The sequence below is a fragment of the Micromonospora echinospora genome (genome assembly GCF_900091495.1).
GTDB classification, from domain to species: Bacteria; Actinomycetota; Actinomycetes; order Mycobacteriales; family Micromonosporaceae; genus Micromonospora; species Micromonospora echinospora.
The window spans coordinates 4,573,453-4,595,014 of record NZ_LT607413.1; the positions used below are offsets into that span (position 1 = coordinate 4,573,453).

20 protein-coding genes are annotated in these 21,562 nt (G+C 73.1%); 12 read left to right on the forward strand and 8 right to left on the reverse strand.

Annotation, left to right across the window (positions count from 1 at the left end; all coding sequences use genetic code 11):
* Positions 1–81 precede the first annotated feature (81 nt).
* On the forward strand, positions 82–909 hold the full coding sequence (locus GA0070618_RS20615; protein WP_088983107.1) for a DUF3097 domain-containing protein: 828 nt from the start codon (positions 82–84) through the stop codon (positions 907–909).
* Positions 910–1,023: 114 nt separating this feature from the next.
* Here the strand turns inward: GA0070618_RS20615 and GA0070618_RS20620 are convergent, their stop codons facing one another.
* Positions 1,024–2,340 carry a serine hydrolase domain-containing protein gene (locus GA0070618_RS20620; protein ID WP_088983108.1) on the reverse strand — a complete coding sequence of 439 codons (1,317 nt, stop codon included), beginning with the start codon at positions 2,338–2,340 and terminating at the stop codon, positions 1,024–1,026.
* A 92-nt stretch (positions 2,341–2,432) separates the two neighbouring features.
* Between GA0070618_RS20620 and GA0070618_RS20625 the strand changes: the two genes are divergently transcribed.
* The 5 genes from GA0070618_RS20625 to GA0070618_RS20645 all read left to right on the forward strand — a co-directional run bounded on the left by GA0070618_RS20625 (position 2,433) and on the right by GA0070618_RS20645 (position 8,010).
* Complete coding sequence (locus GA0070618_RS20625) at positions 2,433–2,903, forward strand: NfeD family protein (protein WP_088983109.1); 471 nt, start codon at positions 2,433–2,435, stop codon at positions 2,901–2,903.
* 4 nt (positions 2,904–2,907) lie between these two features.
* Positions 2,908–4,017: an SPFH domain-containing protein gene (locus GA0070618_RS20630; protein ID WP_088983110.1), complete on the forward strand. Its 1,110-nt coding sequence runs from the start codon at positions 2,908–2,910 to the stop codon at positions 4,015–4,017.
* A gap of 207 nt (positions 4,018–4,224) precedes the next feature.
* A complete protein-coding gene (locus tag GA0070618_RS20635) occupies positions 4,225–5,004 on the forward strand; it encodes a hypothetical protein (protein WP_088983111.1) in 780 nt (259 codons plus the stop codon).
* Between the two features lie 134 nt (positions 5,005–5,138).
* Complete coding sequence (locus GA0070618_RS20640; protein ID WP_088983112.1) at positions 5,139–7,340, forward strand: transglycosylase domain-containing protein; 2,202 nt, start codon at positions 5,139–5,141, stop codon at positions 7,338–7,340.
* 76 nt (positions 7,341–7,416) lie between these two features.
* Positions 7,417–8,010: a hypothetical protein gene (locus tag GA0070618_RS20645; protein WP_143740416.1), complete on the forward strand. Its 594-nt coding sequence runs from the start codon at positions 7,417–7,419 to the stop codon at positions 8,008–8,010.
* Positions 8,011–8,150: 140 nt separating this feature from the next.
* On the opposite strand, the gene eda is transcribed toward GA0070618_RS20645, so the two are convergent.
* Genes eda through GA0070618_RS20680 form a run of 7 tightly spaced genes read right to left on the reverse strand, consistent with a single transcriptional unit; the run spans position 8,151 to position 15,759 of the window.
* Entirely contained in the window at positions 8,151–8,774 is a 624-nt protein-coding gene (eda, locus tag GA0070618_RS20650; RefSeq protein WP_088983114.1) for a bifunctional 4-hydroxy-2-oxoglutarate aldolase/2-dehydro-3-deoxy-phosphogluconate aldolase, read from the reverse strand.
* A 10-nt stretch (positions 8,775–8,784) separates the two neighbouring features.
* Complete coding sequence (locus tag GA0070618_RS20655; protein ID WP_088983115.1) at positions 8,785–10,104, reverse strand: FGGY-family carbohydrate kinase; 1,320 nt, start codon at positions 10,102–10,104, stop codon at positions 8,785–8,787.
* On the reverse strand, positions 10,101–11,072 hold the full coding sequence (locus GA0070618_RS20660; RefSeq protein WP_143740417.1) for a 1-phosphofructokinase family hexose kinase: 972 nt from the start codon (positions 11,070–11,072) through the stop codon (positions 10,101–10,103). Before GA0070618_RS20660 ends, GA0070618_RS20655 begins: the two co-directional genes overlap by 4 nt.
* Before the next feature lie 5 nt (positions 11,073–11,077).
* Positions 11,078–12,064, reverse strand: coding sequence for a sugar phosphate isomerase/epimerase family protein (locus GA0070618_RS20665; RefSeq protein WP_088983117.1), 987 nt, complete (start codon positions 12,062–12,064; stop codon positions 11,078–11,080).
* Between the two features lie 29 nt (positions 12,065–12,093).
* Positions 12,094–13,125, reverse strand: a complete 1,032-nt coding sequence (locus GA0070618_RS20670) for an ABC transporter permease (RefSeq protein ID WP_088983118.1) — start codon at positions 13,123–13,125, stop codon at positions 12,094–12,096.
* Entirely contained in the window at positions 13,122–14,675 is a 1,554-nt protein-coding gene (locus GA0070618_RS20675) for a sugar ABC transporter ATP-binding protein (RefSeq protein WP_088983119.1), read from the reverse strand. Before GA0070618_RS20675 ends, GA0070618_RS20670 begins: the two co-directional genes overlap by 4 nt.
* A 19-nt stretch (positions 14,676–14,694) precedes the next feature.
* Positions 14,695–15,759: a sugar ABC transporter substrate-binding protein gene (locus tag GA0070618_RS20680; protein WP_088983120.1), complete on the reverse strand. Its 1,065-nt coding sequence runs from the start codon at positions 15,757–15,759 to the stop codon at positions 14,695–14,697.
* Positions 15,760–16,164: 405 nt separating this feature from the next.
* Between GA0070618_RS20680 and GA0070618_RS20685 the strand changes: the two genes are divergently transcribed.
* Genes GA0070618_RS20685 through GA0070618_RS20710 form a run of 6 tightly spaced genes read left to right on the forward strand, consistent with a single transcriptional unit; the run spans position 16,165 to position 21,561 of the window.
* Positions 16,165–16,746: a glucose-6-phosphate isomerase family protein gene (locus GA0070618_RS20685; RefSeq protein ID WP_197701559.1), complete on the forward strand. Its 582-nt coding sequence runs from the start codon at positions 16,165–16,167 to the stop codon at positions 16,744–16,746.
* On the forward strand, positions 16,733–17,416 hold the full coding sequence (gene deoC / locus GA0070618_RS20690) for a deoxyribose-phosphate aldolase (protein ID WP_088983121.1): 684 nt from the start codon (positions 16,733–16,735) through the stop codon (positions 17,414–17,416). Before GA0070618_RS20685 ends, deoC begins: the two co-directional genes overlap by 14 nt.
* Positions 17,413–18,351 (forward strand): shikimate dehydrogenase, encoded by a 939-nt coding sequence (locus GA0070618_RS20695; RefSeq protein WP_088983122.1) that lies wholly within the window; start codon positions 17,413–17,415, stop codon positions 18,349–18,351. The genes deoC and GA0070618_RS20695 overlap by 4 nt, the downstream gene beginning before the upstream one ends.
* Entirely contained in the window at positions 18,348–19,154 is an 807-nt protein-coding gene (locus tag GA0070618_RS20700; protein WP_088983123.1) for an MBL fold metallo-hydrolase, read from the forward strand. Before GA0070618_RS20695 ends, GA0070618_RS20700 begins: the two co-directional genes overlap by 4 nt.
* Positions 19,151–20,038: a MurR/RpiR family transcriptional regulator gene (locus GA0070618_RS20705; protein ID WP_088983124.1), complete on the forward strand. Its 888-nt coding sequence runs from the start codon at positions 19,151–19,153 to the stop codon at positions 20,036–20,038. Before GA0070618_RS20700 ends, GA0070618_RS20705 begins: the two co-directional genes overlap by 4 nt.
* Positions 20,035–21,561, forward strand: a complete 1,527-nt coding sequence (locus GA0070618_RS20710; protein ID WP_088983125.1) for a xylulokinase — start codon at positions 20,035–20,037, stop codon at positions 21,559–21,561. The genes GA0070618_RS20705 and GA0070618_RS20710 overlap by 4 nt, the downstream gene beginning before the upstream one ends.
* Position 21,562: the final 1 nt, after the last annotated feature.

The following is a 21,562-nucleotide window of genomic DNA, read 5'->3' on the forward strand; positions in this document are numbered from 1 at the left end:
CCCGTTTCGACCTGTGGTGACCCGGGCGACGGGCGGCGTGCCTGCGTCGCCCGACCCGACCGGGCGGTTACCGTCACGACCATGGGGAGGCGATACGGCGAGGACGTGCTGGCGGGGGACTGGCGGCGGCGCAGGACGGTGCCCGAGGTGGACGCCGAACCCGACCTGGTGGTCGAGGACGCCGACTCGGGCTTCTGCGGCGCGGTGGTCGGCTTCGAGGCCGGTGCGGTGGTGCTGGAGGACCGGCACGGCCGGCGACGCAACTTCCCGCTGCTGCCGGCGGCGTTCCTGCTCGACGGGGAACCGGTCACGCTGCGCCGGCCGACCCGTGCGCCGGTGCCGGCCGCCCGTCGCCGCACCGCCTCCGGCTCGATCGCCGTCGAGGGGGTGCGCGCCCAGGTGGCGAAGGCCAGCCGGATCTGGGTGGAGGGGGTGCACGACGCCGCCCTGGTGGAACGGATCTGGGGCGACGACCTGCGGATCGAGGGCGTCGTCGTGGAGCCGCTGGACGGCATCGACGCCCTCGACGCCGAGGTGCGCGCCTTCACCCCCGGTCCGACCCGACGGCTCGGGGTGCTCGTCGACCACCTGGTGCCCGGCTCGAAGGAGAGCCGCATCGTGGCCCGGGTCGACTCGCCGTACGTGCTGGTGACCGGACACCCCTACGTCGACGTGTGGCAGGCCGTGAAGCCCGCCGCGCTCGGCATCCGGGCCTGGCCGGTGGTGCCGCCGGGCCGCCCGTGGAAGGAGGGGGTCTGCGCCGCGCTCGGGGTGGCCGACCCGGCCGACATGTGGCGGCACATCCTCTCCCGGGTCGACAGTTTCGCCGACGTGGAGACCCCGTTGATCAACGCGATGGAACGCCTCATCGACTTCGTCACCGACCCGCCCACCGACCCCGACCGGTGACCGGGGCGGCGCGGGGGCGCTGGCTGAGGTGGTAGCAGGGGACCCTTGTTACCGCTTTTTGTCGTGCAGGGGACCCCTGCTACCACCAAACCCAAACCCGCAAGCCGACGATCGTCAGGGCTCCTCGTCGGGGGTGCGGGTCAGGACGAAGGTCGCCACGTCCAGGGCCACCGCCCGGCCGCTGCCGTCGCGCAGCACGGTGAGCACCTCGCCGTCCTCCGAGCCGGAGCAGCCCCGCCAACGGTCCGCCCCCTCCGGGGCGAAGCGGAGCGTCCGCCCGCCCCGGCCGTACGTCACCAGGTGCCCCGCGCCGCCGTCCCAGGTGACGTCGGTCGGGTGCCCCATCCACCACCAGCGCCCGGCCAGCTCGGCCACCTCGGCCGGGGGCGGGGCGGCGGCGGGACGCCACGGCGTCGCCCGGGTCGGCTCGGCGTCCAGCACGGTGGTGAGCACCTCCAGCCCGAGCTGACCGATCCCGCCGGTGCGGAAGCCGTACGAGTTGGCGAAGCCGACGACGCCGGTGCGCGACGGGCGGTGCACCGCGAGGGCGGCGACGTACCCGGGCATCGAGCCGCCGTGGCCGACGTACACCCGGTCGCCCTGGCGGTGGAGTTCCAGCCCGAGGCCGTGGCCACTACGCCAGGAGTCGAGGTCGCTGATCACGACGGGCGCGCACATCTCGGTCAGGCTCGCCGCGGCGAGCACCTCCGGTGCCGGGTCGGCGAGGAAGGCCGCCCAGGTGGCCAGGTCGGCGGCGGTGGACCAGAGCTGGCCGGCGGGGGCCATCGCGCCGGTGTCGGTCCGGGGTTCCTCCCGGAGCGTGTCGTGCCAGGGGTGCACCACGTAGCCCCGGGCGAACGGCTCGGTGGCCTGGTACGTGGTGCGACGCATGCCGAGCGGTTCGAGGATTCGTTCCCGCAGCAGGTCGTACCAGCCGGTGCCGGTGAGCCGTTCGAGCACGCCGCCGAGCAGCCCGTACGCCAGGTTGGAGTAGTGGTAGCCCCGGTGCGGCGGGTACGGGGCCTTGCCGGCGGTCAGTCCGGCGAGCAGGGCGGCCAGGTCGACGCCCTCGGCGCGCTCCCACCACTGCCCGTCCGGCTCCCGTTGCAGGCCGCTGGCGTGCCCGAGGAGTTGGCGCAGGGTGCGCGTGCCGAACGGGGTGCCGGGCAGGTGCCGGTCGAGGGGGTCGTCGAGGGCGAGCCGTCCGGCGTCGCGCTCCTGCATGACCAGCACCGCGGTCATGGTCTTGCTGATCGAGCCGAGCCGGAACTGGAGGTCGACGTCCGGGCGGGGGTGGTCGCCGGCGACGCTGAGGTGGACCAGGGCACCGTCGCGGACCACGCCCATCACCAGGGCGGGGACCCGGCCGGTGACCTGCGCCTCGGCCACGAGGCCGTCCACCCGACGGACGGTCTCCGGTAACAGGGACATGTCGCTCCTTCGAGGCGGGTACGGGACGTGGCCCCGAGCTTACTGATCTTCAAAGTGGGATAGGGGTGCGCCGACGTGCCAGTATCGGAGACGTGGACGCGGTGTTGTGGATTGTGCTGGGTGTGGTGCTGGCTGTCGCCGAGATTTTCACGGCGACGCTGTTCCTGCTCATGTTCGCGGTCGGCGCGTTCGCCGCGGCCGGCGCGGCGGCACTCGGCGCGCCGGTGGCGATCCAGGCCGTCGTCTTCGCGGCCGTCTCGGCGCTGACCGTCGTCGCGGCCCGGCCGACCATCCGGAAGCACCGCCGCTCGGCGACCGAGGACGGTGGGCAGCCGTTCGGGGTCGAGGCCCTGGAGGGGGCGACCGCGCTGGTGCTGGAGCGGGTCGACACCGACAGCGGACTGGTCAAGATCGACGGCGAGTTGTGGACCGCCCGGCCGTACGACGCCACCCAGGTGTTCGTGCCGGGCCAGCGTGTGCAGGTCATCCAGGTGCGGGGCGCGACCGCCCTGGTCTGGCAGGACGACGTCTCCCCGGGCGCGCTGCCCGGGTCGGAAGGGTGAACGTATGGAACTGGTGATCGCGGCGCTGCTCATCGCCATGGCCCTGATCGGGGTGGTGGCGTTGGCGAAGGCGGTACGGATCGTGCCGCAGCAGCGCCAGGATGTGGTGGAGCGGTTCGGTCGTTACCGGCGCACCCTGAATCCGGGGCTGAACCTGCTCGTGCCGTTCGTCGACGCGGTGCGGACCAAGGTCGACCTGCGCGAGCAGGTGGTCAGCTTCCCGCCGCAGCCGGTGATCACGTCGGACAACCTGGTCGTCTCGATCGACACGGTGCTCTACTTCAAGGTGGTCGACTCGGTCCGGGCCACGTACGAGATCTCCAACTTCCTCCAGGCGATCGAGCAGCTCACCGTCACCACGCTGCGGAACGTGATCGGCTCGCTGGACCTGGAGCGGGCGCTGACCAGCCGCGAGGAGATCAACCGGCACCTCTCCGGGGTGCTGGACGAGACCACCGGCCGCTGGGGCATCAAGGTGACCCGGGTGGAGATCAAGGCGATCGAGCCGCCGCCGAGCATCCGCGACTCGATGGAGAAGCAGATGCGCGCCGAGCGGGACCGCCGGGCGGCGATCCTGAACGCCGAGGGGCACAAGCAGTCGCAGATCCTCACCGCCGAGGGTGAGAAGCAGGCGGCGGTGCTGCGGGCCGACGGTGACCGGCAGGCACGGATCCTCCAGGCCGAGGGCCAGGCGAAGGCGATCCGGACCGTCTTCGACGCGATCCACCAGGCCAACCCGAGCCAGAAGGTGCTCGCCTACCAGTACCTCCAGGCCCTCCCGCAGATCGCCAACGGCACCGCCAACAAGGTCTGGATCGTCCCGGCCGAGCTGACCAAGGCCCTGGAGGGCATGGGTGGCGCGCTCGGCGGGCTGAGCCAGATGGTCGGTGACGCCCCGACGCCGCAGGCCTCGTCCGGGGCGAGCGACGTGGAGCGGGAGGCGGCCGAGGCCGCGCAGGCCGCCGCGGCCGCCGCCCAGCAGATCCACGACGAGGTACGCGTCGCCGAGGCGCAGGCCACCGGCGGCAACGGTCCGCAGGGGCTGCCCGCACCGGAGCCGGTCTCCCCGCAGAGTCTGCTCCAGGATCCGGCCGACCAGCGCGAACGGGGCTGACCAGGGCGAAGGGCACCGACCCCGAGTTCGGGGGCAAAAAGCGAATAGCACTCATACGGCGCTCCGGTGCCTGCCACGATCGGTATTGAGGACCGATGGTGACCAGGTGCCGGGGCGCCGTACGCGTCTGCGGCCACCGGGCCGGTCCGCCTCGCCGACCCTGCGGTCGGTGGGCCCGGCCGGCCCCGGAGCAGAGCGAGGTGACGCATGAACGACCCGACGAGACCGGTTCGTCGCGCGGTGGTGCCCGGGGCGCACGACCCGACGGGGCCCCTCGGCTCCCGCCGCACCGGGGGCGGGTTCGGGGTGTTGCCCTTCGTCGTCGAACCGACGCCGACCGGCCCCGCCACGGACGCCACCTGGGCCTGGTCGATGCGCCGGCTGGCCCGCGCGTCGGTGTGGCTGCTGCCGGCGTACGCGATCCTCTACGGCACGGTGGCCCTGGCCAGTGACGGCGGAGTCGGCAACGACCCGTACCCCGCCGACGGCCGGCCGCTCTACCTGGTCGGCTGGGTCGGCGCGGTCTGGGTGGGCCTGCTCGCCCTGCTGGCGCTGGCCGGTCTGCTGGTCACCACCCGCAGTCGCCGCAGCGCCGCGACCGGCCTGCTGGTCAGCCTCGCCGGTACGGTGCTGATGCTGCCGTTCGCCGGGCTCACCGAGCAGACCCCGGTCTTCGGCACCACCGCCCGGAGCCTGGTGCTGATCGGGGCGACCTGCTACAGCGTCGGCTGGGCCCTCACCGGCTGGGCGGTCTCCCGTTCCGGAGTGTTCAGCATCGGTGACGGCGTCATGCTGGTCATCGCCGCGCCCCTGCTCGGCCTCGGCGGTGCCCTGTTCGGCTCGTTGCAGACCTTCGGCGCGGTGTTCGCCCTGATCGCCGGGATCGGCATCGCCTACCGCGCGGGTCGACTGGTGCCGAAGCAGATCGTCCGGGACGCCGCCGCCGCGAGCCTCGCCACCCCGACGCCACCGGCCGGCTCCCGATGAGCGGGGAACGAACCGGACACCGTCCGCCATCACCCCCCAGACGGTGGGACGGGCACCGGGGGCCCGCCGTGAGTTTCCTGGCAACCCGCGCCGGAGGGTGGGCGATGCGCGAAAAACCGCGTCAACCTGGGAAAATGCGTTCCCGATCGCTGGTGGGCCGGCTGGCCACCGTGCTGCTCTGCGGTGTGCTCGCCGGTCTCGTCCTGGCCGCCGCCGTGTTCCCCGGCAACCTGCTGTTCGGCCTGGCGATGAAGTCGGCCAGCGAAACCTGGGGCGGCCTGCCGCAGGAGCTGCGGACCCCGACCCCCGCCCAGCGCACCGTCGTCTACGCGGCCGACGGCCGGACGCCGATCACCAGCTTCTACGACGTCAACCGGCGGGACGTGCCGCTGGCCGAGATCGCCCCGGTGATGCGCCAGGCGGTGGTGGCCGCCGAGGACCGGCGTTTCTACTCCCACGGCGGCGTGGACCTGCGCGGACTGGCCCGCGCCCTGGTCAGCAACGCCAGGGAGGGGACGACACAGGGCGCCTCCACGCTGACCATGCAGTACGTCCGCAACGTGCTCAAGAGCGACCCGGAGCGCACCGCCGAGGAGCGGGAGAGCGCGACCGAGGTGAGCGTCGGGCGCAAGCTCCAGGAGATCCGGTACGCCGCCGCGTTGGAGCAGACCCTCGACAAGGACGAGATCCTCGCCCGCTACCTGAACATCGCGTACTTCGGGTCCGGCGCGTACGGCATCGCGGCGGCCAGCGAACGGTACTTCAGCGTCACCCCGGCGGAGCTCACCCTCGCCCAGGCTGCCCTGCTGGCCGGGCTGGTGCAGTCGCCGAACGAGTACAGCCCGATCGACGGTGACCAGGACGCGGCCCTGGTCCGCCGCTCGTACGTGCTCGACTCGATGGTGGTCACCGGCGCGATCACCGCCGAGCAGGCGGAGCAGGCCCGCGCCGAGGAGCTGACGCTCGACCCGACCGAGCAGCCCAACGGCTGCACCGCGCTCTCCGGCGACCACGCCGACTGGGGCTTCTTCTGCGACTACCTGCGCAGCTGGTGGCTGGAGCAGCCGGCCTTCGGCAGCACGGTCGCCGAACGCGAGCAGGCCCTGAACCGGGGCGGGTACACGATCGTGACCTCGCTGGACCCGGCGGTGCAGGCGAGCGCGTTGCGGCAGTCGCTGGCGGTCTTCGACTCCGACGAGTCCCGGGCGCTGCCGATCGCCGCCGTCGAGCCGGGGACCGGCCGGGTGCTGGCGATGGCCGTCAACCGGAACTACAGTCTCGCCGCCAACCCGGACGGGCAGGACAACCGCCCGAACACGGTCAACCAGCTCGTGGCCGGCGGCGGGGCCATCGACGGCTACCAGGCCGGGTCGACGTTCAAGCTGTTCACCATGCTCGCCGCCCTGGAGTCGGGGCTGCCCCTGGACACCGAGTACTACGCGCCGACCCGGCTGGTCACCCGCCACCCCGCCGAGAACACGACGGCGGTCTGCGGCGACCGGTGGTGCCCGTCCAACGCAGACCCGGCCAGCATGAACGGCTACCGGACCATGTGGGACGGCTTCGGCCGCTCGGTGAACACCTACTTCGTCCGCCTCTCCGAGGAGGTCGGACCGGCCAAGGTGGTCGAGATGGCGGAGCGCCTCGGCATCCGGTTCCGCTCCGACCTCGACGAGAACCTGGCCCGCACCGAGGCCGCCGACTGGGGGGCCTTCACCCTCGGTGTGTCGGCCACCACCCCGCTGGACCTGGCCAACGCGTACGCCACGGTGGCCGCGGAGGGCACGTACTGCGAGCCGCTGCCGGTGCTCTCGATCGCCGGTCCGGACGGCGCGAAGCTCCCGGCCGGTGACCCGTCCTGCCGGCGGGTGCTCGACGCCGACGTGGCGCGGGCGGCCACCGACGCGGCCCGCTGCCCGGTCGGCCAGGATCCCGCGTACGGCCGGTGCACCGGCGGCACCGCCACCACCGCCGACCGGATCGTCGGCGGTCGCCCGCTGGCCGGCAAGTCCGGCACCTCCGACCAGGACGCCACCAAGTCGTTCGTCGCGTACACCCCGCAGGTCGCCGTCGCCGGCATCGCGGCCAACCCCGACGACCCGACCGACCGGGTGGGCATCTCGGCGCAGTCCGGTGTGGTGGCGGCGGTGGCCCGGGTGATCGACACCGCCACCGAGGGCGAACCGGAGGTCGACTTCACCCCGCCCAGCCGGCGGATCGCCCTCGGCGACGACGGCCAGGCACCTCCGTCGTCCAGCCGCTCCGGACGGGACCTCGACCTCGACCTGGACCTGGACCTGCCGGACTGGCTCGACCGGCTCCGCACGCCCCGCTGACCCCGCGTCGGCCCGCCGCTCCGGCGGCCGGCCGGTCGCCCGGCGGGTAGCTCGCAGGATGGGCCATCCTGTGTGGATGCGCTCACGTCTCGCCTCTGCCGCTGTCACCGCTGTCCTGCTGGTCGCCGCCACCGGCTGCTCGTCCGATAAGGAGGGCTCGGTCGGCCCGTCCGAGTCCGCTGCTGTCGCGCCGACTCCGTCGGTCGACGTCTTCGAGGGGCCGGCGTCGAGGCCGGCGTTGTGGCCGGATGGTGTGTCGGCGACGTTGCGGGCGGTGGAGCGGGTGCCGTCGGAGTGGGGTGTCGACGTGGCCGACTCCGATGCGATCATCCGTCTCACCTTGGAGGTGTCGAACGCGTCGGAGACGCCACTGCCGGTGGACCCGTCGTCGAAGGAGATGACCCTGCTGTACGGGCCGAGCCGTGCGGAGGGCAAGGCGGTGACGTCGTCCAGGCACGACAGCCCGGCGGAGCAGAAGCAGAAGGGGCTCGACCTCGATGGAGGTACGGAGATCCCGGCGGCGGGTACGGCGACGTTCGTCGAGTCGCGGCTCGTGCCAGTGGATCAGCTCGACTCGCTGACGGTGCGAATCGAGTTGCCGTCCGTGGACGGGATTCGGGAGCCGTTCACGCTGACCCAGGTCGAGAAGCTGTTGACGACGGTGCGCTGACTCGGGGTGCCCCGGTCTGCTGGCGTAGTGCAGGCCGGGGCGCGCCCGGGTGTCGGCCGAGAGCGGACGTGGCGCGGCTGGCGACGGCGGTCGGGGTGGGCCTGAGCCGGCCGGGACGCAGACCGGCCGACCGGCGCAGGTCAGCGGGATACGGCGGCGACGCTGGCGCGGACCAGCTCCGCGACGTGGGCGAACTCGCCGGCCGCGATGGCCTTGCGGGGCACCATCCAGCTGCCGCCCACGGCGAGCACCGACGGCAGCCGCAGGTAGTCGGCGGCCGAGTCGGCGTCGATGCCGCCGGTGGGGACGAAGCGGACCTGCGGGAACGGCGCGGAGAGCGCGGCGACCGCCGGGGCCCCGCCGGAGGTGCCGGCCGGGAAGAACTTGAGCACGTCGACGCCGGCGTCGAGGGCGGTCATCACCTCGGTCGCGGTGCTCGCGCCGGGCAGCACGAAGATGCCGTGCTCCTGGCAGCGGCGGACGACGGCCGCGCTGAACCCGGGGGAGACGACGAACCGCGCGCCGGCCCGGACCGCCTGGTCGACCTGGTCGACGGTGGTGACGGTGCCCGCCCCGACGGTGACGCCGCCGTGGGCGGCCATCCGGGCGATCGCCTCGGCCGCCGCCGGGGTGCGGAAGGTGACCTCGGCGACCGGCAGGCCGCCGGTGGCCAGCGCGTCGGCGAGCGGCTCGGCGTGCGCGGCGTCGTCGAGGACGACAACCGGGACGAGACGGTTCGTGCGCAGCAGCTCAGTCGGTTCCATCGTCGTCTCCTCAGGGTCGGGTGCTGGTCAGGTGCACCGGGACGTCGGCCCGGCCGGTGACACCGTATTGGGCGAGGACGGCGACGCCGAGGACGGTCGCCTCGGGCTCGTCCACGAACCGGAGCCGGCGCTCGGTGGCGTCCTGGCGCAGTCGACGCCAGGTGGGCCAGCCGGCGGCCACGCCCGCGACGGTGACGTCGGCGATGTCGACGCCGCCGAGCCGGCCCAGCCGGACGGTGGTCGCCTCGGCCTCGACCGCGAGCCCCTTGAGCAGGCTGGCCAGCACGTGGGCCCGGGTGACGTCCATCGGCAGCGCGGCGAGCCGGAGGTTGCGCAGTCCGGCGTCGATGGTGGCCGGGTCGACCTGGTCGACGACGCGGTCCAGTTCCGCCCACATCGTCGCGTCGGGGACGCCGGAGTAGAGCATGTCGTGCCAGGCCTGGTAGTACCGGCCGGACGGGGTGGCGCGGTGCACGAACCGCAGGCCGCCGGCCACGAAGATGCCGGTGTCCAGGCCCGGGTCGACCACGTCGGGCAGGGCGTCGACCAGCAGCACCTGCGCCTCGGAGGTGCCCGCCGACACGTAGACGTCGCCGGCGGCGCGGACGCCGGTGCCGAAGGCCCCGCACATGTGGTCGTGGCCGCCGGCCACCACCGGCACCCCGGCCGGCAGCACGCCCGCGCCCGAGGTACGGCCCACGACGGTGGCGCTGTCGACCAGGTCGGGCAGGGCCAGCGTGGTCAGGCCGAGGTCGGGCAGGGCGTCGGTCCGCAGCACGCCGGCCCGGACGTCGAGCAGCCCGGTGCGGGAGGCGTGCGAGACGTTGAGGAACACCGGGGCCGTACGGTCGGCGAGCAGGTCCCGCGCCACGAAGTCGGCGAGCGAGGTGAAGGTGCGCGCCGCCGCCAGGTCGTCGGGCCGGTGCTCGGCCAGCCAGCGCAGCTTGAACACCGAGAAGGTGTCGTCCGTGTCGGCCCAGCCGCTGCCCTCGCCGAGGGCCGCTCTGGCCTGCTGGCCGTGGCCGGCGAACCAGGCCAGCACCGGGGCGGTGACGCTGCCGTCGGCGGCGAGCAGCACGACCTCCTCGCCGACCGACCCGACCCCAACCCCGGCCAGGTCGTCGGGGCGTACCGCCGGGTCGGCCAGCAGGTCCGCCAGCAGGTCACCGACGGACGCCGCGAGCCGGGTGGCGTCCCGCCGGCCGCCCCACGGGTCGGGGTCGACCACGGTGGGCGCGTGCCGGAGCACGACGAGCCGGCCGGCGTCGGCGTCGTAGCAGCCGACCTTCGTCCGGGTGGTGCCGATGTCGACGCCGATGAACTGGCTCATCCCTCGGCCGCCCCCTGGGTCACCGTCACCTCGTGCCGGAGCCGTTCGACCAGCGCCGGGTCGACGTCGGGTTCCAGGGAGGCGGCGTTGGCGGCCCCCATCGCGGCGGCCAGGACCAGGGCCGACGCCGGGTCGTCGCCCCGGCCGAGGGCGACCGCGAGGCCGGCGAGGAAGGAGTCGCCGGAGCCGGTCGCGTTGACCGTCTCGACGCGGGGGGTGTCCACCGCCAGGTCGTCGCCGCTGTCGACCCAGACCGCCCCGTCGACGCCGAGGGTCACCACGAAGGTGACCCCGGTGGCCGCGTGCAGGTCGCGTACGGCGGCCGTGGTCGCGGCCCGGTCCGGCAGCGGGCGGCCCAGCACGCCGGAGAGTTCCTCGGCGTTGGGTTTGACCACCAGCCGACCGGCGGGCCGGGTGGCGCGGGCGTCCTCGACGACCCGGGCGAGGGGCTCGCCGTGGGCGTCGACGATGGCCGTCGCGCCCCGGTCGAGCGCCAGCCGGGCGACCCGGGCGTGCAGGTCGGCGGCGCTGCCCGGCGGCAGGCTGCCGGTGGCGACCACGACGTCGCCAGGGGTCACCGTCTCCGCCAGGCCGGCGAGCAGCCGGTCCTGGTCGGCGGCGGTGACCTCGGGGCCGCGTTCGTTGAGCACCGTGGACCGGCCGGTGGCCCGGTCGATGACGACCGGGGTCACCCGGGTCTCCCCGGCGATCCCGACGTGCCGGTCGTGCACGCCGAGGTCGCCGCACCCGTCGCGGATCACCTGGCCGGTGGCGCCGCCGACGAAGCCGTGAGCGGTGACCGTGGCCCCGAGGCGACGGGCGCCCCGGCAGACGATCAGGCCCTTGCCGCCGGGGAGGCTGCGCACCTCCGCCACCCGGTTGACCTCGAACGGCCGGAACCGTTCCACCACCTGGAGCCGGTCGACGGCCGGGTTGGGGCAGACCACGTGCAGCGTGAACGCCGGCATCGTCACTACTCGGAGTCGATCTGGTAGAGGGCGTACAGCTCCTCGTCGCTCGCGCCGAGCACCTCGTCCTCGCGCTCGCGGAACGTGCGCACGGTGTCCCGGACCAGCTCGTCGAGGCGCTCCGGCTGCGGCGGCAGGTTCATCGCGGCGTACGGGTTGCCGCCGGCCCCGAGGGGTTCGGCCGAGCAGTAGTTGTCGCCCCGCTGGTAGCCGACCGCGTACAGCGCCATGATCACCACGTCCAGGTCGAGCAGGCCGTGTCCGAGGGCACGCCGGTTGGTGTCCGCCAGGTGCAGGTTGATCATACGGTCGCCGTGGTCGAGGAGCGTGGCACCGATGTGCAGCTCCCCGCTGAGCATGTGGTAGAGATCCCCGTTGATGTGTGCGATGGCGTGGTGGTCCACCAGGTCGAGCAGGCGCAGCGCCTCGGCGAAGGTGTGCACCACACTGGTCTCCTCGGGCCGGATCGGCTCCACCGCGCCCCGGATGCCGGCGGCGGCGAAGTCGTCGGCCACCAGGCGCATGGTCTGGGCGGAACGCTCCAGCTCGTAGGAGTCGAACGCGGTGGGCCGGCCGACCGAACCCGCGCCGAAGAGCAGGTACGAGCCGCCCACCGCGGCGGTGAACTCGGCCTGGCGGCGGAAGTACTCGATGGCGCGGGCCCGTACGTGCGGCAGGTTGTGCGCGAACTCCTGGTCTGGGGTGACCATGCCGCAGACCCCGGAGACGGTGATGCCGTGGTCGCCGAGCACCCGGAGGGTCTCGTCGGGCCGGTAGCCGAGGTCGGGGGAGTAGAGGTTGCCGTGGAGTTCGACGTACCGCACGTCGTTGCGCTCCAGCCGGGCCGCCGTGGTCGCCAGGTCCTCGGTGCCGAAGCCCCAGTTGCTCCAGCCGAACTTCAGTCGCGGCTCGGCGGCGGTGTGGCCCCGGCGGGCCTCGACGAAGGCGCGGACGACGCGCTGGTCGTGCTGGCGGAACGGTTGCGGTTTCATGGTCGCGGGTCCTTTCCCGGAAACGGAGGTCACGCCTTCCGGCGGATGAGCTGCTGACGGAGTCGGCGCGGGTGCAGGTGGTGCAGGTTGCCCTGACGCCACTGGTCGAAGATCGCCGCCAGGACGATGACCAGACCGATGCTGAGCTGCTGGAGGAACGGCGAGAGCGCCAGCAGGATGAACGCGTTGCGGAGCAGGCCCAGCAGGCAGGCGCCGAGGAAGGCGCCGATGATCGAGCCCCGGCCGCCGGAGAGGCTGGCGCCGCCGATGACGGCCGCCGCGATGACGTCCAGTTCGTAGCCCAGGCCCGCCTGGGCCTCGGCCACGCCGACCTGGGTGGAGAAGACGATCCCGGCGACGCCGGCGAGGGTGCCGATCAGGACGAAGGTGAGCACCCGGGTCCAGGCGACCGGGATACCACCGGTGCGGGCGGCGGCGTCGTTGTCACCGATGGCGGTCACCCGCAGGCCGAAGACGGTCCGGGTGAGCAGGAGCTGACCGAGCAGCACCAGCACCAGGAAGATGATGACGCTGACCGGGATGCCGCCGAAGACCCGGCCCTGACCGATGAAGGACAGCTCGCTCGGCATGGTCTGCGGCAGGCCGCCGGTGATGAGCTGGGTCAGGCCCCGCGCGATGGAGAGCATGCCCAGGGTGACGATGAACGAGCTGACCCGGCCGAGCACGACCACGGACCCGACGGCGAAGCCGCAGAGCGCGCCGACACCGATGCCGACGGCCGCGGCCACCCAGGGGTTGGCCCCGCTGCCGTACACCGAGCCGGCGGTGACCGCCGACAGCGCCAGGACCGAACCGACCGACAGGTCGATCTCCTTGGCGATCAGGACGAACGTCTGCCCGACGGCGATGATGCCGACCACGACCACCGTCTGGAGGACGTTGTAGAGGTTGTCCTTGCGCAGGAAGTTCTCGTTGGCGAGGCTGACCGCCAGGGCCAGCACGACGATGACGCCGAACAGTCCGGTTTCCTGGCGCTTGACGAGCGACAGGGCGCTGTCCTTCCAGGAGCGCTCCTGCCGCTTGGCGAGAGTGGCACTCATGTCGTTCCTTCGGTCGCGCCCATGGCCGCGGCGACGATGGGCTGGGGTCCGGCGTTGTTCGGGGCATCGAGGGTGACGCGTCCGTTGCGAACGACCACCACGCGGTCGGCCAGCTCGACGACCTCTTCGAGTTCGGACGAGATGAACCAGACCGCCAGGCCCTCCTCGTGGGCGAGGGCGCGCAGCGTCGCGTAGATCTCCGCCTTGGTGCCGACGTCGACGCCCCGCGTCGGCTCGTCCAGGATCAGCACCTTCGGCCGGGCCGCGAGGGCCCGCGCGAGCAGCACCTTCTGCTGGTTGCCGCCGGAGAGCGAGGTGATGGGCGCCTCGCTGCTGGCGGCCTTCACGCCGAAGCGTTCGGTCAGCTCCCGCGCCTTCGCGTTGGTCCGGCGGGGGGAGACCCAGCCGAGCCGGCCGAGGCTGGACAGCACGCGGACGGTCAGGTTGTAGCCGACGCTCTGGGCGTGGAAGACCTCGGTGCGGCGCTCCTCGGCGACGTAGGCGAGGCCGAGTCGCTGGGCGCGGCCGGGGTCGGAGATCCGTACCGGTCGGCCGGCGACGCGGATGCCGCCCCGGGTCGGCGCGCGCAGCCCGATGACCGCCTCGGCGATCTCGGTACGGCCCGCCCCGACCAGCCCGGACATGCCGACGATCTCGCCCCGGCGCACGGTGAAGCTGACGTCGGTGAAACCGTCACCGGTCAGGCCCTCCAGTTCCAGCGCCACCTCGGCCCCGGCGATCGTGTCGGCCCGGTCGGCGACGACCTCCGCCACGACCGCCCGCTTGCGTTCGCCGGCCATCAGGGCGACGGCGCGCTGCTGGTGGATCTCGTCGGGCGGCCCGGCGGCGACGAAGGTGCCGTCGCGCAGCACGATCACGTTGTCGACGATCGAGTAGACCTCGGCCAGCCGGTGGCTGACCAGGACCACCGCGACACCTTCGTCGCGCAGCCGGGACATCACCGCGAAGAGCCGCTCGGACTCCTCGTGGGTGAGGCTGGAGTTGGGCTCGTCGAGGAAGAGCACCCTGGGCTGGCGGGAGAGCGCCCGGACGATGTCGACCATCTGCCGGGACGCCGCCGACAGGTCGCGGCAGAGCGTCGACGGGTCGGGCAGGTAGTTGGTCATCCCGAGCCGGTCGAGCAGCTCGCGGGCCCGCTGGACGTTCGCGCCACGGCGGGCGACCGCGTACCCGGGGCGCTCCCCGAGGTCGTAGAGGAACAGGTTGTCGGCGATGGTCAGCTCGCTGATCAGCAGCGGTTCCTGGTTGACCACGACGACCCCGGCGGCGATCGCCTCCAGCGGGTTGCCGAAGGCGACCTCCCGGCCGTCGAGGACGAGCCGGCCGGTGTCCGGCTGCATCTGGCCGGAGCAGAGGCGGATGAGGGTGGACTTGCCGGCGCCGTTCTCGCCGAGCAGGCCGGTGACCTGGCCGGCCGGGAACTCCAGCGACACGTCGCGGAGCGCCCGGACGGCGCCGAAGGACTTGGTCAGGCCGACGGCCGCGAGGGCCGCCGACCTGACACCGTCCGCATGGGGTGTCGGTTCCATGAGGGGATGGCTCTCCCGATCAGGACGCGCCCGGGGTGCCGAGCGGCAGGGTCGAGGGGTCGTGCTCGGCGAGGTTGTCCTTGGTGACGAAGGGGGCGACCGCCTCCTGCTTCACCTCGGCCGGCTGGTCACCGGTGACCGCCGCGTTGAACAGCTCGATCGCGGTGTTGTAGCCCTGGCCGAAGGCGTCCTGGCCGATCACGCCGTACATCGAGCCGTTCTTGATGGCCTCGATGTTCTCGGTGGTGATGTCGAAGCCGATCACCTTCACGGTGTCCTGCTTGTTGGCCGCGGCCACGGCCTGGGCCGCGCCGAACGGGCCACCGGCGGTGGCGTAGATGCCGACGAGGTCGGGGCTGGACTGGAGGAAGTTCTGCGCGGCCGAGAAGGTGTTCGACGCGGAGTCCTTGGCCTCGACGCCCTGGTTGACCGGGGTCAGCTTCGAGCCCTTGAGTCCGTCGACGAAGCCCTGCCGGCGCTGCTCGGAGCCGGGCGCGGTGAACTGGCTGACGATGATGCCGACCTTGCCGGCCTTGTCACCGGCGGCCTTGATCATCTCCTGGGCCGCGGTCTGGCCGGCCTTGTACTGCTCCTGGGCGTAGTTGATGGTGCCGCCCGAGGTCCCCACGCAGTCGAAGAGCGTGTTGTAGGCGCCCATCTTGATGCCCTTGGCGGAGAGGGTCTTGATGTCGGCGCAGTTGCCCTCGCCGGCGATGAAGAACCCGACGCCCTTGTAGCCCTGGGCGTCGGCGGCGCGGATCGCGCTGGAGACCGTCTGGACGTCGATGTTGTCGCCCGCGACGATCCAGTCGACCTTGCCCTTCTTGTCGCCCAGCACCCGGTTGGCGTAGTCGGCGCCGGACTTCACCGAGACCCAGTAGGGGTTGTTGGCGAAGCCGATCATCGCGATCTTGACCTCGGAGTCCGGGGCCTGGTCGGTGGGCGTGGGACGCCCGGCGATCGGGTCGGCCGGCTCGCCGTTGCCCGCCTCGTCCCCGCCACCGCACGCCGCTACGGCCAGGGTGACGGTCAGCAGTGCGGCGACGCTACGGGCGAGCGCCTTGCCGCGTGTCCGGTGGGACATCTGTTCCTCCAGGGGTGGTGGGCGGGGGCGTCCCCCGTCTGTGCGAGGAACCGGAGGGCCGTCGACGGACACCGTGACGTACGTCCTGGTGATCGAGGCGGAGGCCCGCTCGGTTGGGAGCAACACTACATTCGGCCTCTCGCATGTCAACGGTAGGTTTCCTGATCGTTAGGTTCGTGAGCTGGAGTTTGGTAGCTCGACTACATCATCGAGTCCCTTTTAGTGGGATATTCCGTTATTGCTGGGCGGACTGGTCTGGTAACCGGGGAAATACGGGGCTGTTCCACTACAAACGGCTCGACGGGGCGATGCGGCGGGGTGACATCGCCTTGTAACTTTGCTACAAAGTGAGCCGGCAGGTGGGGACCGTACCGGGGTCCGTGCCGACGGAGCAGGAGGAACACGGTGACCACACCGCAGCAGGGACCGGCCCTGGTCGTCACGCCGGAGGGGATGACCGGACGCACCGGTCGCTACGAGAAGAAGCTGGCCGACCTCACCGGGCTGTTCACCGACACCGAGGCGTTCGACGCGCGCCTCGCGACCGAGTCCGACCGGGTGATCTACCACGTCGACGAGTTCCGTCCCTCGGGTGACGCGGGTGACCTGATCACCGGAATCTCCACCCTGTCGCCCGGCCGGGTCGGTACGGAGTTCCACATGACCCGGGGCCACATCCACGCCCAGCAGGACCGCACCGAGATCTACCACTGCCTGTCCGGCCACGGACTAATGCTGATGGAGACCCTCGACGGCGCGACCGTGGTGACCGAGATGCGGCCGGGCGTCGTCGCGTACGTGCCGCCGGCGCACATCCACCGCAGCGTCAACCTGGGCGACACCGACCTGGTCACCCTCTTCTGCTACCCGGCCGACGCCGGCCAGGACTACGACATCATCGCCCGCTCCGGCGGCATGCGGCACCGGGTCGTCGCCGACGGCGACGGCTGGCGTCTGGAGGAGAACGGCTCCTATGTCCCCCGTTGAGCCCACCGGCCACGCGCTGGCCCGCATGATCGACATCAGTGCCGTACAGGCCCAGCACGGCCGGGCGGACGTGGAGGCGCTGGCCCGCCACGCCCTCGCCGGTGACTTCGTCGCCGCGCACGTCCTGCCGTCCTGGGTGCCGGTGCTGCGCCCGCTGCTCGACGGCTCGCACACCAACGCCGGATCCCCGGTCGGCTTCCCCTCCGGCGGCTCGGCCACCCCGGTTAAGGTGACCGAGGCCCGCTGGCTGCTCGACGCGGGCGTCCAGGAGATGGACGTGGTGATGAACGTCGGGCTGGTCCGCTCCGGCGAACTCGCCGCGGCCACCCGGGACGTCGCCGCCGTGCTGGCAGCCGTCGACGGCCGGGTGCCCGTCAAGGTCATCCTCGAGGTGGGCCTGCTCGACGAGGCCCAGTTGCGTGACGCGGCCCGGGTGGCGGTCGACGCCGGTGCCGCCTCCCTCAAGACCGGCACCGGCTGGCAGGGCGTGCCCACCACGCCCGCGCACGTCCGCGTGATCCGGGAGATCGCCGGCGGTGACCGCGAGATCAAGGCGTCCGGCGGCATCCGGTCGCTGGCCCAGCTCCACGCCCTGCTCGACGCCGGGGCGACCCGGTTCGGCATCAACACCGCGTACGCCGTCCAACTGGTCGCGGAGGCGACCCCGTGACCCCCGACGATCTGCGGCCGGCCACCCGGCCGACGATGTACTTCATCGGCGTCAGCACCACGTCGTCGGCGATCCACCGGGTCTTCGCGGCCTGGCGTCCCCTCCTCGGCCTGGACGGGGTCGACCTCGTCGGCATCGACGTGCCGGTCGGCGCGGAGCCCGAGGTCTACCGGAAGGTCGTCGCGCACCTGCGCGACGACGAACACTCCCGCGGCGCGCTGGTGACCACCCACAAGCTCGACCTCTACGCGGCCAGCCGTGACCTGCTGCGGCAGGTCAACGACGACGCCGCCCGGCTGGCCGAGACCAGCGCGCTGGTGGCCCGGGACGGCTGGATCGACGGCCTCGCCCTGGACACCGTCACCAGCCAGATGGCCCTGCGGTCCATCGTGCCGGCGATGGCCGGCCGGGACGTGCTGGTCATGGGGGCCGGCGGAGCCGCCCTCGCGCTCTGCGACTACTTCGCCCACCGGGCCGGCGACGACGCCCCGGCCCGGGTGACCGTCACCGACATCGCCGACCAGCGGCTCGCCGCCATCACCGCCGACGTCGCCACCGGCGACCCGGCGATCACCTGGCGGACCCACCGCCTCGCTCCCGGCGACGTGCACGACGACCTGCTCGTCGACCTCGCCCCGGGCGCGCTGGTGGTCAACGCCACCGGCATGGGCAAGGACCGGCCCGGCTCCCCGCTCAGCGACGCGGCCGTCTTCCCGCACGGCGGGTACGCCTGGGAGTTCAACTACCGGGGGGAACTCGGCTTCCTGCGCCAGGCCCGGAACCGGGCCGAGGCCGACGCGCTCACCGTCTCCGACGGCTGGCGCTACTTCGTGCACGGCTGGACCCGGGCCATCGACGCCGTCTTCGACCTCGACATCCCCACCGAGGGACCGGACTTCGAGCGGCTCTACGACGCGGCGCAGGAGCTCCGATGACGTTGCGGGCGCGTTGGCTCGGGCAGGCCGGGTTCTGGCTCACCACCACCGGCTCCGACGGCGACGCGCACCTGCTCGTCGACCCGTACCTGTCGGACTCGCTGGCCCGCAAGTACGCCGGCACGACGTTCCCGCACGTCCGGATGCTCCCCGCCCCGGTCGCCCCGGCGGACCTGCCGCCACTGCGCGCGGTGCTCTGCTCGCACGCGCACACCGACCACATGGACCCGGACACCCTCATTCCGCTGATGGCCGCCCAGCCGGACCTCCGGCTGGCCTGCCCCCGCGCGGTGCGCGACGAGGCGCTGCGCCGCTCCCGCGCGCCCCGGTCGCGGATCGACGCCCTCGCCGAGGGCGACCGGATCGACTACGGCCCCTTCACCGTCACCGCGGTGCCGGCCGCCCACGAGGAACGCGTCCGGGACGGCAACGGCGACGACCACTTCCTCGGCTACGTCGTCGAGGCCAGCGGTGTCCGCGTCTACCACTCCGGCGACTGCGCCCCGTGGGACGGCCAGGCGGAACGGCTCACCGCGCTGGCCGTCGACGTGGCGCTGCTGCCGGTCAACGGGCGTGACGCGCACCGGCTCGCCCACGGGGTGCCCGGCAACTTCGACTTCGCCGAGGCCGTCGACCTCTGCGCGCGCGCCGGAATCGACACCCTGGTGCCACATCATTGGGGCATGTTTGACTTCAACACCGTCGATCCGGCCTCCTTCGACCTCGACGCCGCCGCCCGGCGCGGCGTCACGGTCCGCGTCCCCCGCCACGACGGCACCCTCGCCCTGGCGGTCGCCCGATGAACGCCGGCACCGTGCTGGAGCGCATCAACAAGGGTCTGGAGACGCTGCGCCGCTCCGAGCGCAAGGTCGCCGACGCGGTGCTCGCCGACCCGCACGGGACGGTCCGGATGACGCTGGCCGAACTCGCCGAGACGGTCGGGGTCAGCCAGCCGACCATCGTCCGGTTCGCCAACGCGATCGGCTGCGACGGATTCCACGACTTCCGCATCCAGTTGGCGCAGAGCGTCGCGCTCGGCATCCCGGCCACCCAGTCGGTGATCGAGGCCCAGGACGACACGGCCACCACGGTCAGCAAGGTCTTCGACTTCTCGATCACCTCGCTCGACCACGTACGACGCCACCTCGACCTGACCGCCCTCGACCGGGCGGTGGCGGCCATCGTCGCCGCCAGTCGGGTCGTCTTCATCGGGCTCGGCGCCTCGGGCATCGTGGCGATGGACGCGGAACAGAAGTTCCCCCTGCTGGGGGTGCCCTGCTCGGCGCCGATCGACACGCACCAGCAGTTCCTCGCCGCCTCCACCAGCACCCCGTCGACCGTCCTGGTGGCCATCTCGAACACCGGTCGCACCGCCTCGATCCTGGACACCGTACGCGTCGCCCGGGACCGGGGGGCGACGGTCGTCGGGATCACCGGCGGGCTGTCCCCGCTGGCGGAGCTGAGCGACATCGCCCTGATCGTGGAGTCCCTCGACAACACCGACGTCTACACCCCGACGATCTCCCGGCTCGCCCAGCTCGTGGTCGTCGACACCATCGCCACGATGACCCTGCTCCGCCGGGGCGAGTCGGCGCTCGGGGACGTGCGCGACATGAAGACCCTGCTGGCGCAGATGCGGTCCGGACTGCCGTACCAGGGCGTCCCGGAACGGAGGGAGCTGGCATGAGCGACGTCGTGCTCGCCGTCGACCTCGGCACCGGAGGCTGCAAGGCCGCGCTCGTCGACCCGGCCGCCCGGGTGGTCGCCACCACCTTCGCCGCCTACCCCACCACCTACCCGGCACCGGGACGGCACGAGCAGCGCCCGGCGGACTGGTGGGCCGCGGTCGTCCGCTCGTCCCGGGAGCTGCTGGCCGCCGACGCCGGTCGGCACCGCGTCGTCGCGGTCGGGCTCTCCGGTCACAGCCTGGCCATGGTGCCGGTCGACGCGGACGGCACGCCGCTGCTGGACACGGTGCCGATCTGGTCCGACACCCGGGGGGAGGACGCGGCGGCGGCGTACTTCGCCGACGCCGACGAGACCGACTGGTACGCCCGCACCGGCAACGGCTTCCCGCGCGGCATGTACACCGTCTTCAAGGCCGCCTGGCTGCGCGCCGCGCACCCGGACGTCGCGGCCCGGACGACGCGCATCCTCGGCAGCAAGGACTGGGTCAACGCCCGGCTCACCGGAGTCCAGCGCACCGATCCCAGCTACGCCTCGGGCAGCGGCGCGTACGACCTCGCCACCCGTCGGATGCTGCCCGACGTGCTGGCCGCCCTCGGGCTGCCCGCCGACTGGTGGCCGCCGGTCGTGCCGTCGACCGGGGTGGTCGGCCGGCTCACCCCGGACGCCGCCTCCGCCACCGGCCTGCCCGCCGGGGTGCCCGTCGTGGCCGGCGGGGTCGACAACTCGTGCATGGCGCTCGGCGCGGGTCTGGACCGCCCCGGCGAGGCGTACCTCTCGCTGGGCTCGTCGAACTGGGTCACCGTGGCCGGGGCCGAGCCGGTGCTCGACCCGGTGGGCCGACCGTACGTCTTCGACCACGTCCTGCCCGGCCTGTACGTCTCGGCGCTGTCGACCTTCGGCGGCGGCAGCAGCCTGACCTGGCTGGCCGCCCTGCTCGGCCGGGAGGCCGACCTGGACGCCCTGCTCGACGAGGCCGCCGCCGTGCCGGTCGGCGCGGACGGGCTGACCTGCGTGCCAACCCTCGCCGGGGGGACCGTCGCCGAAGGCGGCCCGGCCGTGCGCGGCGCCTACCTGGGGCTGGACCTCGGACACACGCACGGCCACCTGGCCCGCGCCCTGGTCGAGGGCATCGGCTTCAGCCTGGCCGACGCCGCGCGCACGATGCTCGCCGGGGCGCCGGCCGACCGGGAGATCAGCGCCACCGGCGGTGGCGCCCGGGGCGGCCTGCTGCTCCAGGTGCTCGCCGACCTGCTCGGCCGCCCGGTCAGCCGCCCGGACGACGCGCAGCACGGGGCCGCGCTCGGTGCCGCCGCCCTCGCGCTGCTCGGCACCGGCACCTGGACGGACACCGCGCCCCTGCGGTCGACCCGGCGCGCGGCGCTGCGGGTCGACCCGCGCCCGGACCTCGCCGCCGCCTACGCCGCACCCCGTGCCCGGTTCGACGCCGCCCGCGCGGCGACCCGGGCGCACGCCGCCGTCACCGCGGCCGACCACGACGACCAAACACCGAACCAGGAGTAGT

Bases quoted from the DNA above. Each gene is read 5' to 3' on its own strand.
- GA0070618_RS20635 (WP_088983111.1), top strand. From the start codon at position 4,225: ATGAACGACCCGACGAGACCGGTTCGTCGCGCGGTGGTGCCCGGGGCG.
- GA0070618_RS20680 (WP_088983120.1), bottom strand. From the start codon at position 15,759: ATGTCCCACCGGACACGCGGCAAGGCGCTCGCCCGTAGCGTCGCCGCA.
- GA0070618_RS20630 (WP_088983110.1), top strand. From the start codon at position 2,908: ATGGAACTGGTGATCGCGGCGCTGCTCATCGCCATGGCCCTGATCGGG.
- GA0070618_RS20705 (WP_088983124.1), top strand. From the start codon at position 19,151: ATGAACGCCGGCACCGTGCTGGAGCGCATCAACAAGGGTCTGGAGACG.
- GA0070618_RS20675 (WP_088983119.1), bottom strand. From the start codon at position 14,675: ATGGAACCGACACCCCATGCGGACGGTGTCAGGTCGGCGGCCCTCGCG.
- GA0070618_RS20665 (WP_088983117.1), bottom strand. From the start codon at position 12,064: ATGAAACCGCAACCGTTCCGCCAGCACGACCAGCGCGTCGTCCGCGCC.
- GA0070618_RS20640 (WP_088983112.1), top strand. From the start codon at position 5,139: ATGCGTTCCCGATCGCTGGTGGGCCGGCTGGCCACCGTGCTGCTCTGC.
- GA0070618_RS20655 (WP_088983115.1), bottom strand. From the start codon at position 10,104: ATGAGCCAGTTCATCGGCGTCGACATCGGCACCACCCGGACGAAGGTC.
- GA0070618_RS20710 (WP_088983125.1), top strand. From the start codon at position 20,035: ATGAGCGACGTCGTGCTCGCCGTCGACCTCGGCACCGGAGGCTGCAAG.
- GA0070618_RS20660 (WP_143740417.1), bottom strand. From the start codon at position 11,072: ATGCCGGCGTTCACGCTGCACGTGGTCTGCCCCAACCCGGCCGTCGAC.
- GA0070618_RS20620 (WP_088983108.1), bottom strand. From the start codon at position 2,340: ATGTCCCTGTTACCGGAGACCGTCCGTCGGGTGGACGGCCTCGTGGCC.
- GA0070618_RS20700 (WP_088983123.1), top strand. From the start codon at position 18,348: ATGACGTTGCGGGCGCGTTGGCTCGGGCAGGCCGGGTTCTGGCTCACC.
- deoC (WP_088983121.1), top strand. From the start codon at position 16,733: ATGTCCCCCGTTGAGCCCACCGGCCACGCGCTGGCCCGCATGATCGAC.
- GA0070618_RS20645 (WP_143740416.1), top strand. From the start codon at position 7,417: ATGCGCTCACGTCTCGCCTCTGCCGCTGTCACCGCTGTCCTGCTGGTC.
- eda (WP_088983114.1), bottom strand. From the start codon at position 8,774: ATGGAACCGACTGAGCTGCTGCGCACGAACCGTCTCGTCCCGGTTGTC.
- GA0070618_RS20615 (WP_088983107.1), top strand. From the start codon at position 82: ATGGGGAGGCGATACGGCGAGGACGTGCTGGCGGGGGACTGGCGGCGG.
- GA0070618_RS20670 (WP_088983118.1), bottom strand. From the start codon at position 13,125: ATGAGTGCCACTCTCGCCAAGCGGCAGGAGCGCTCCTGGAAGGACAGC.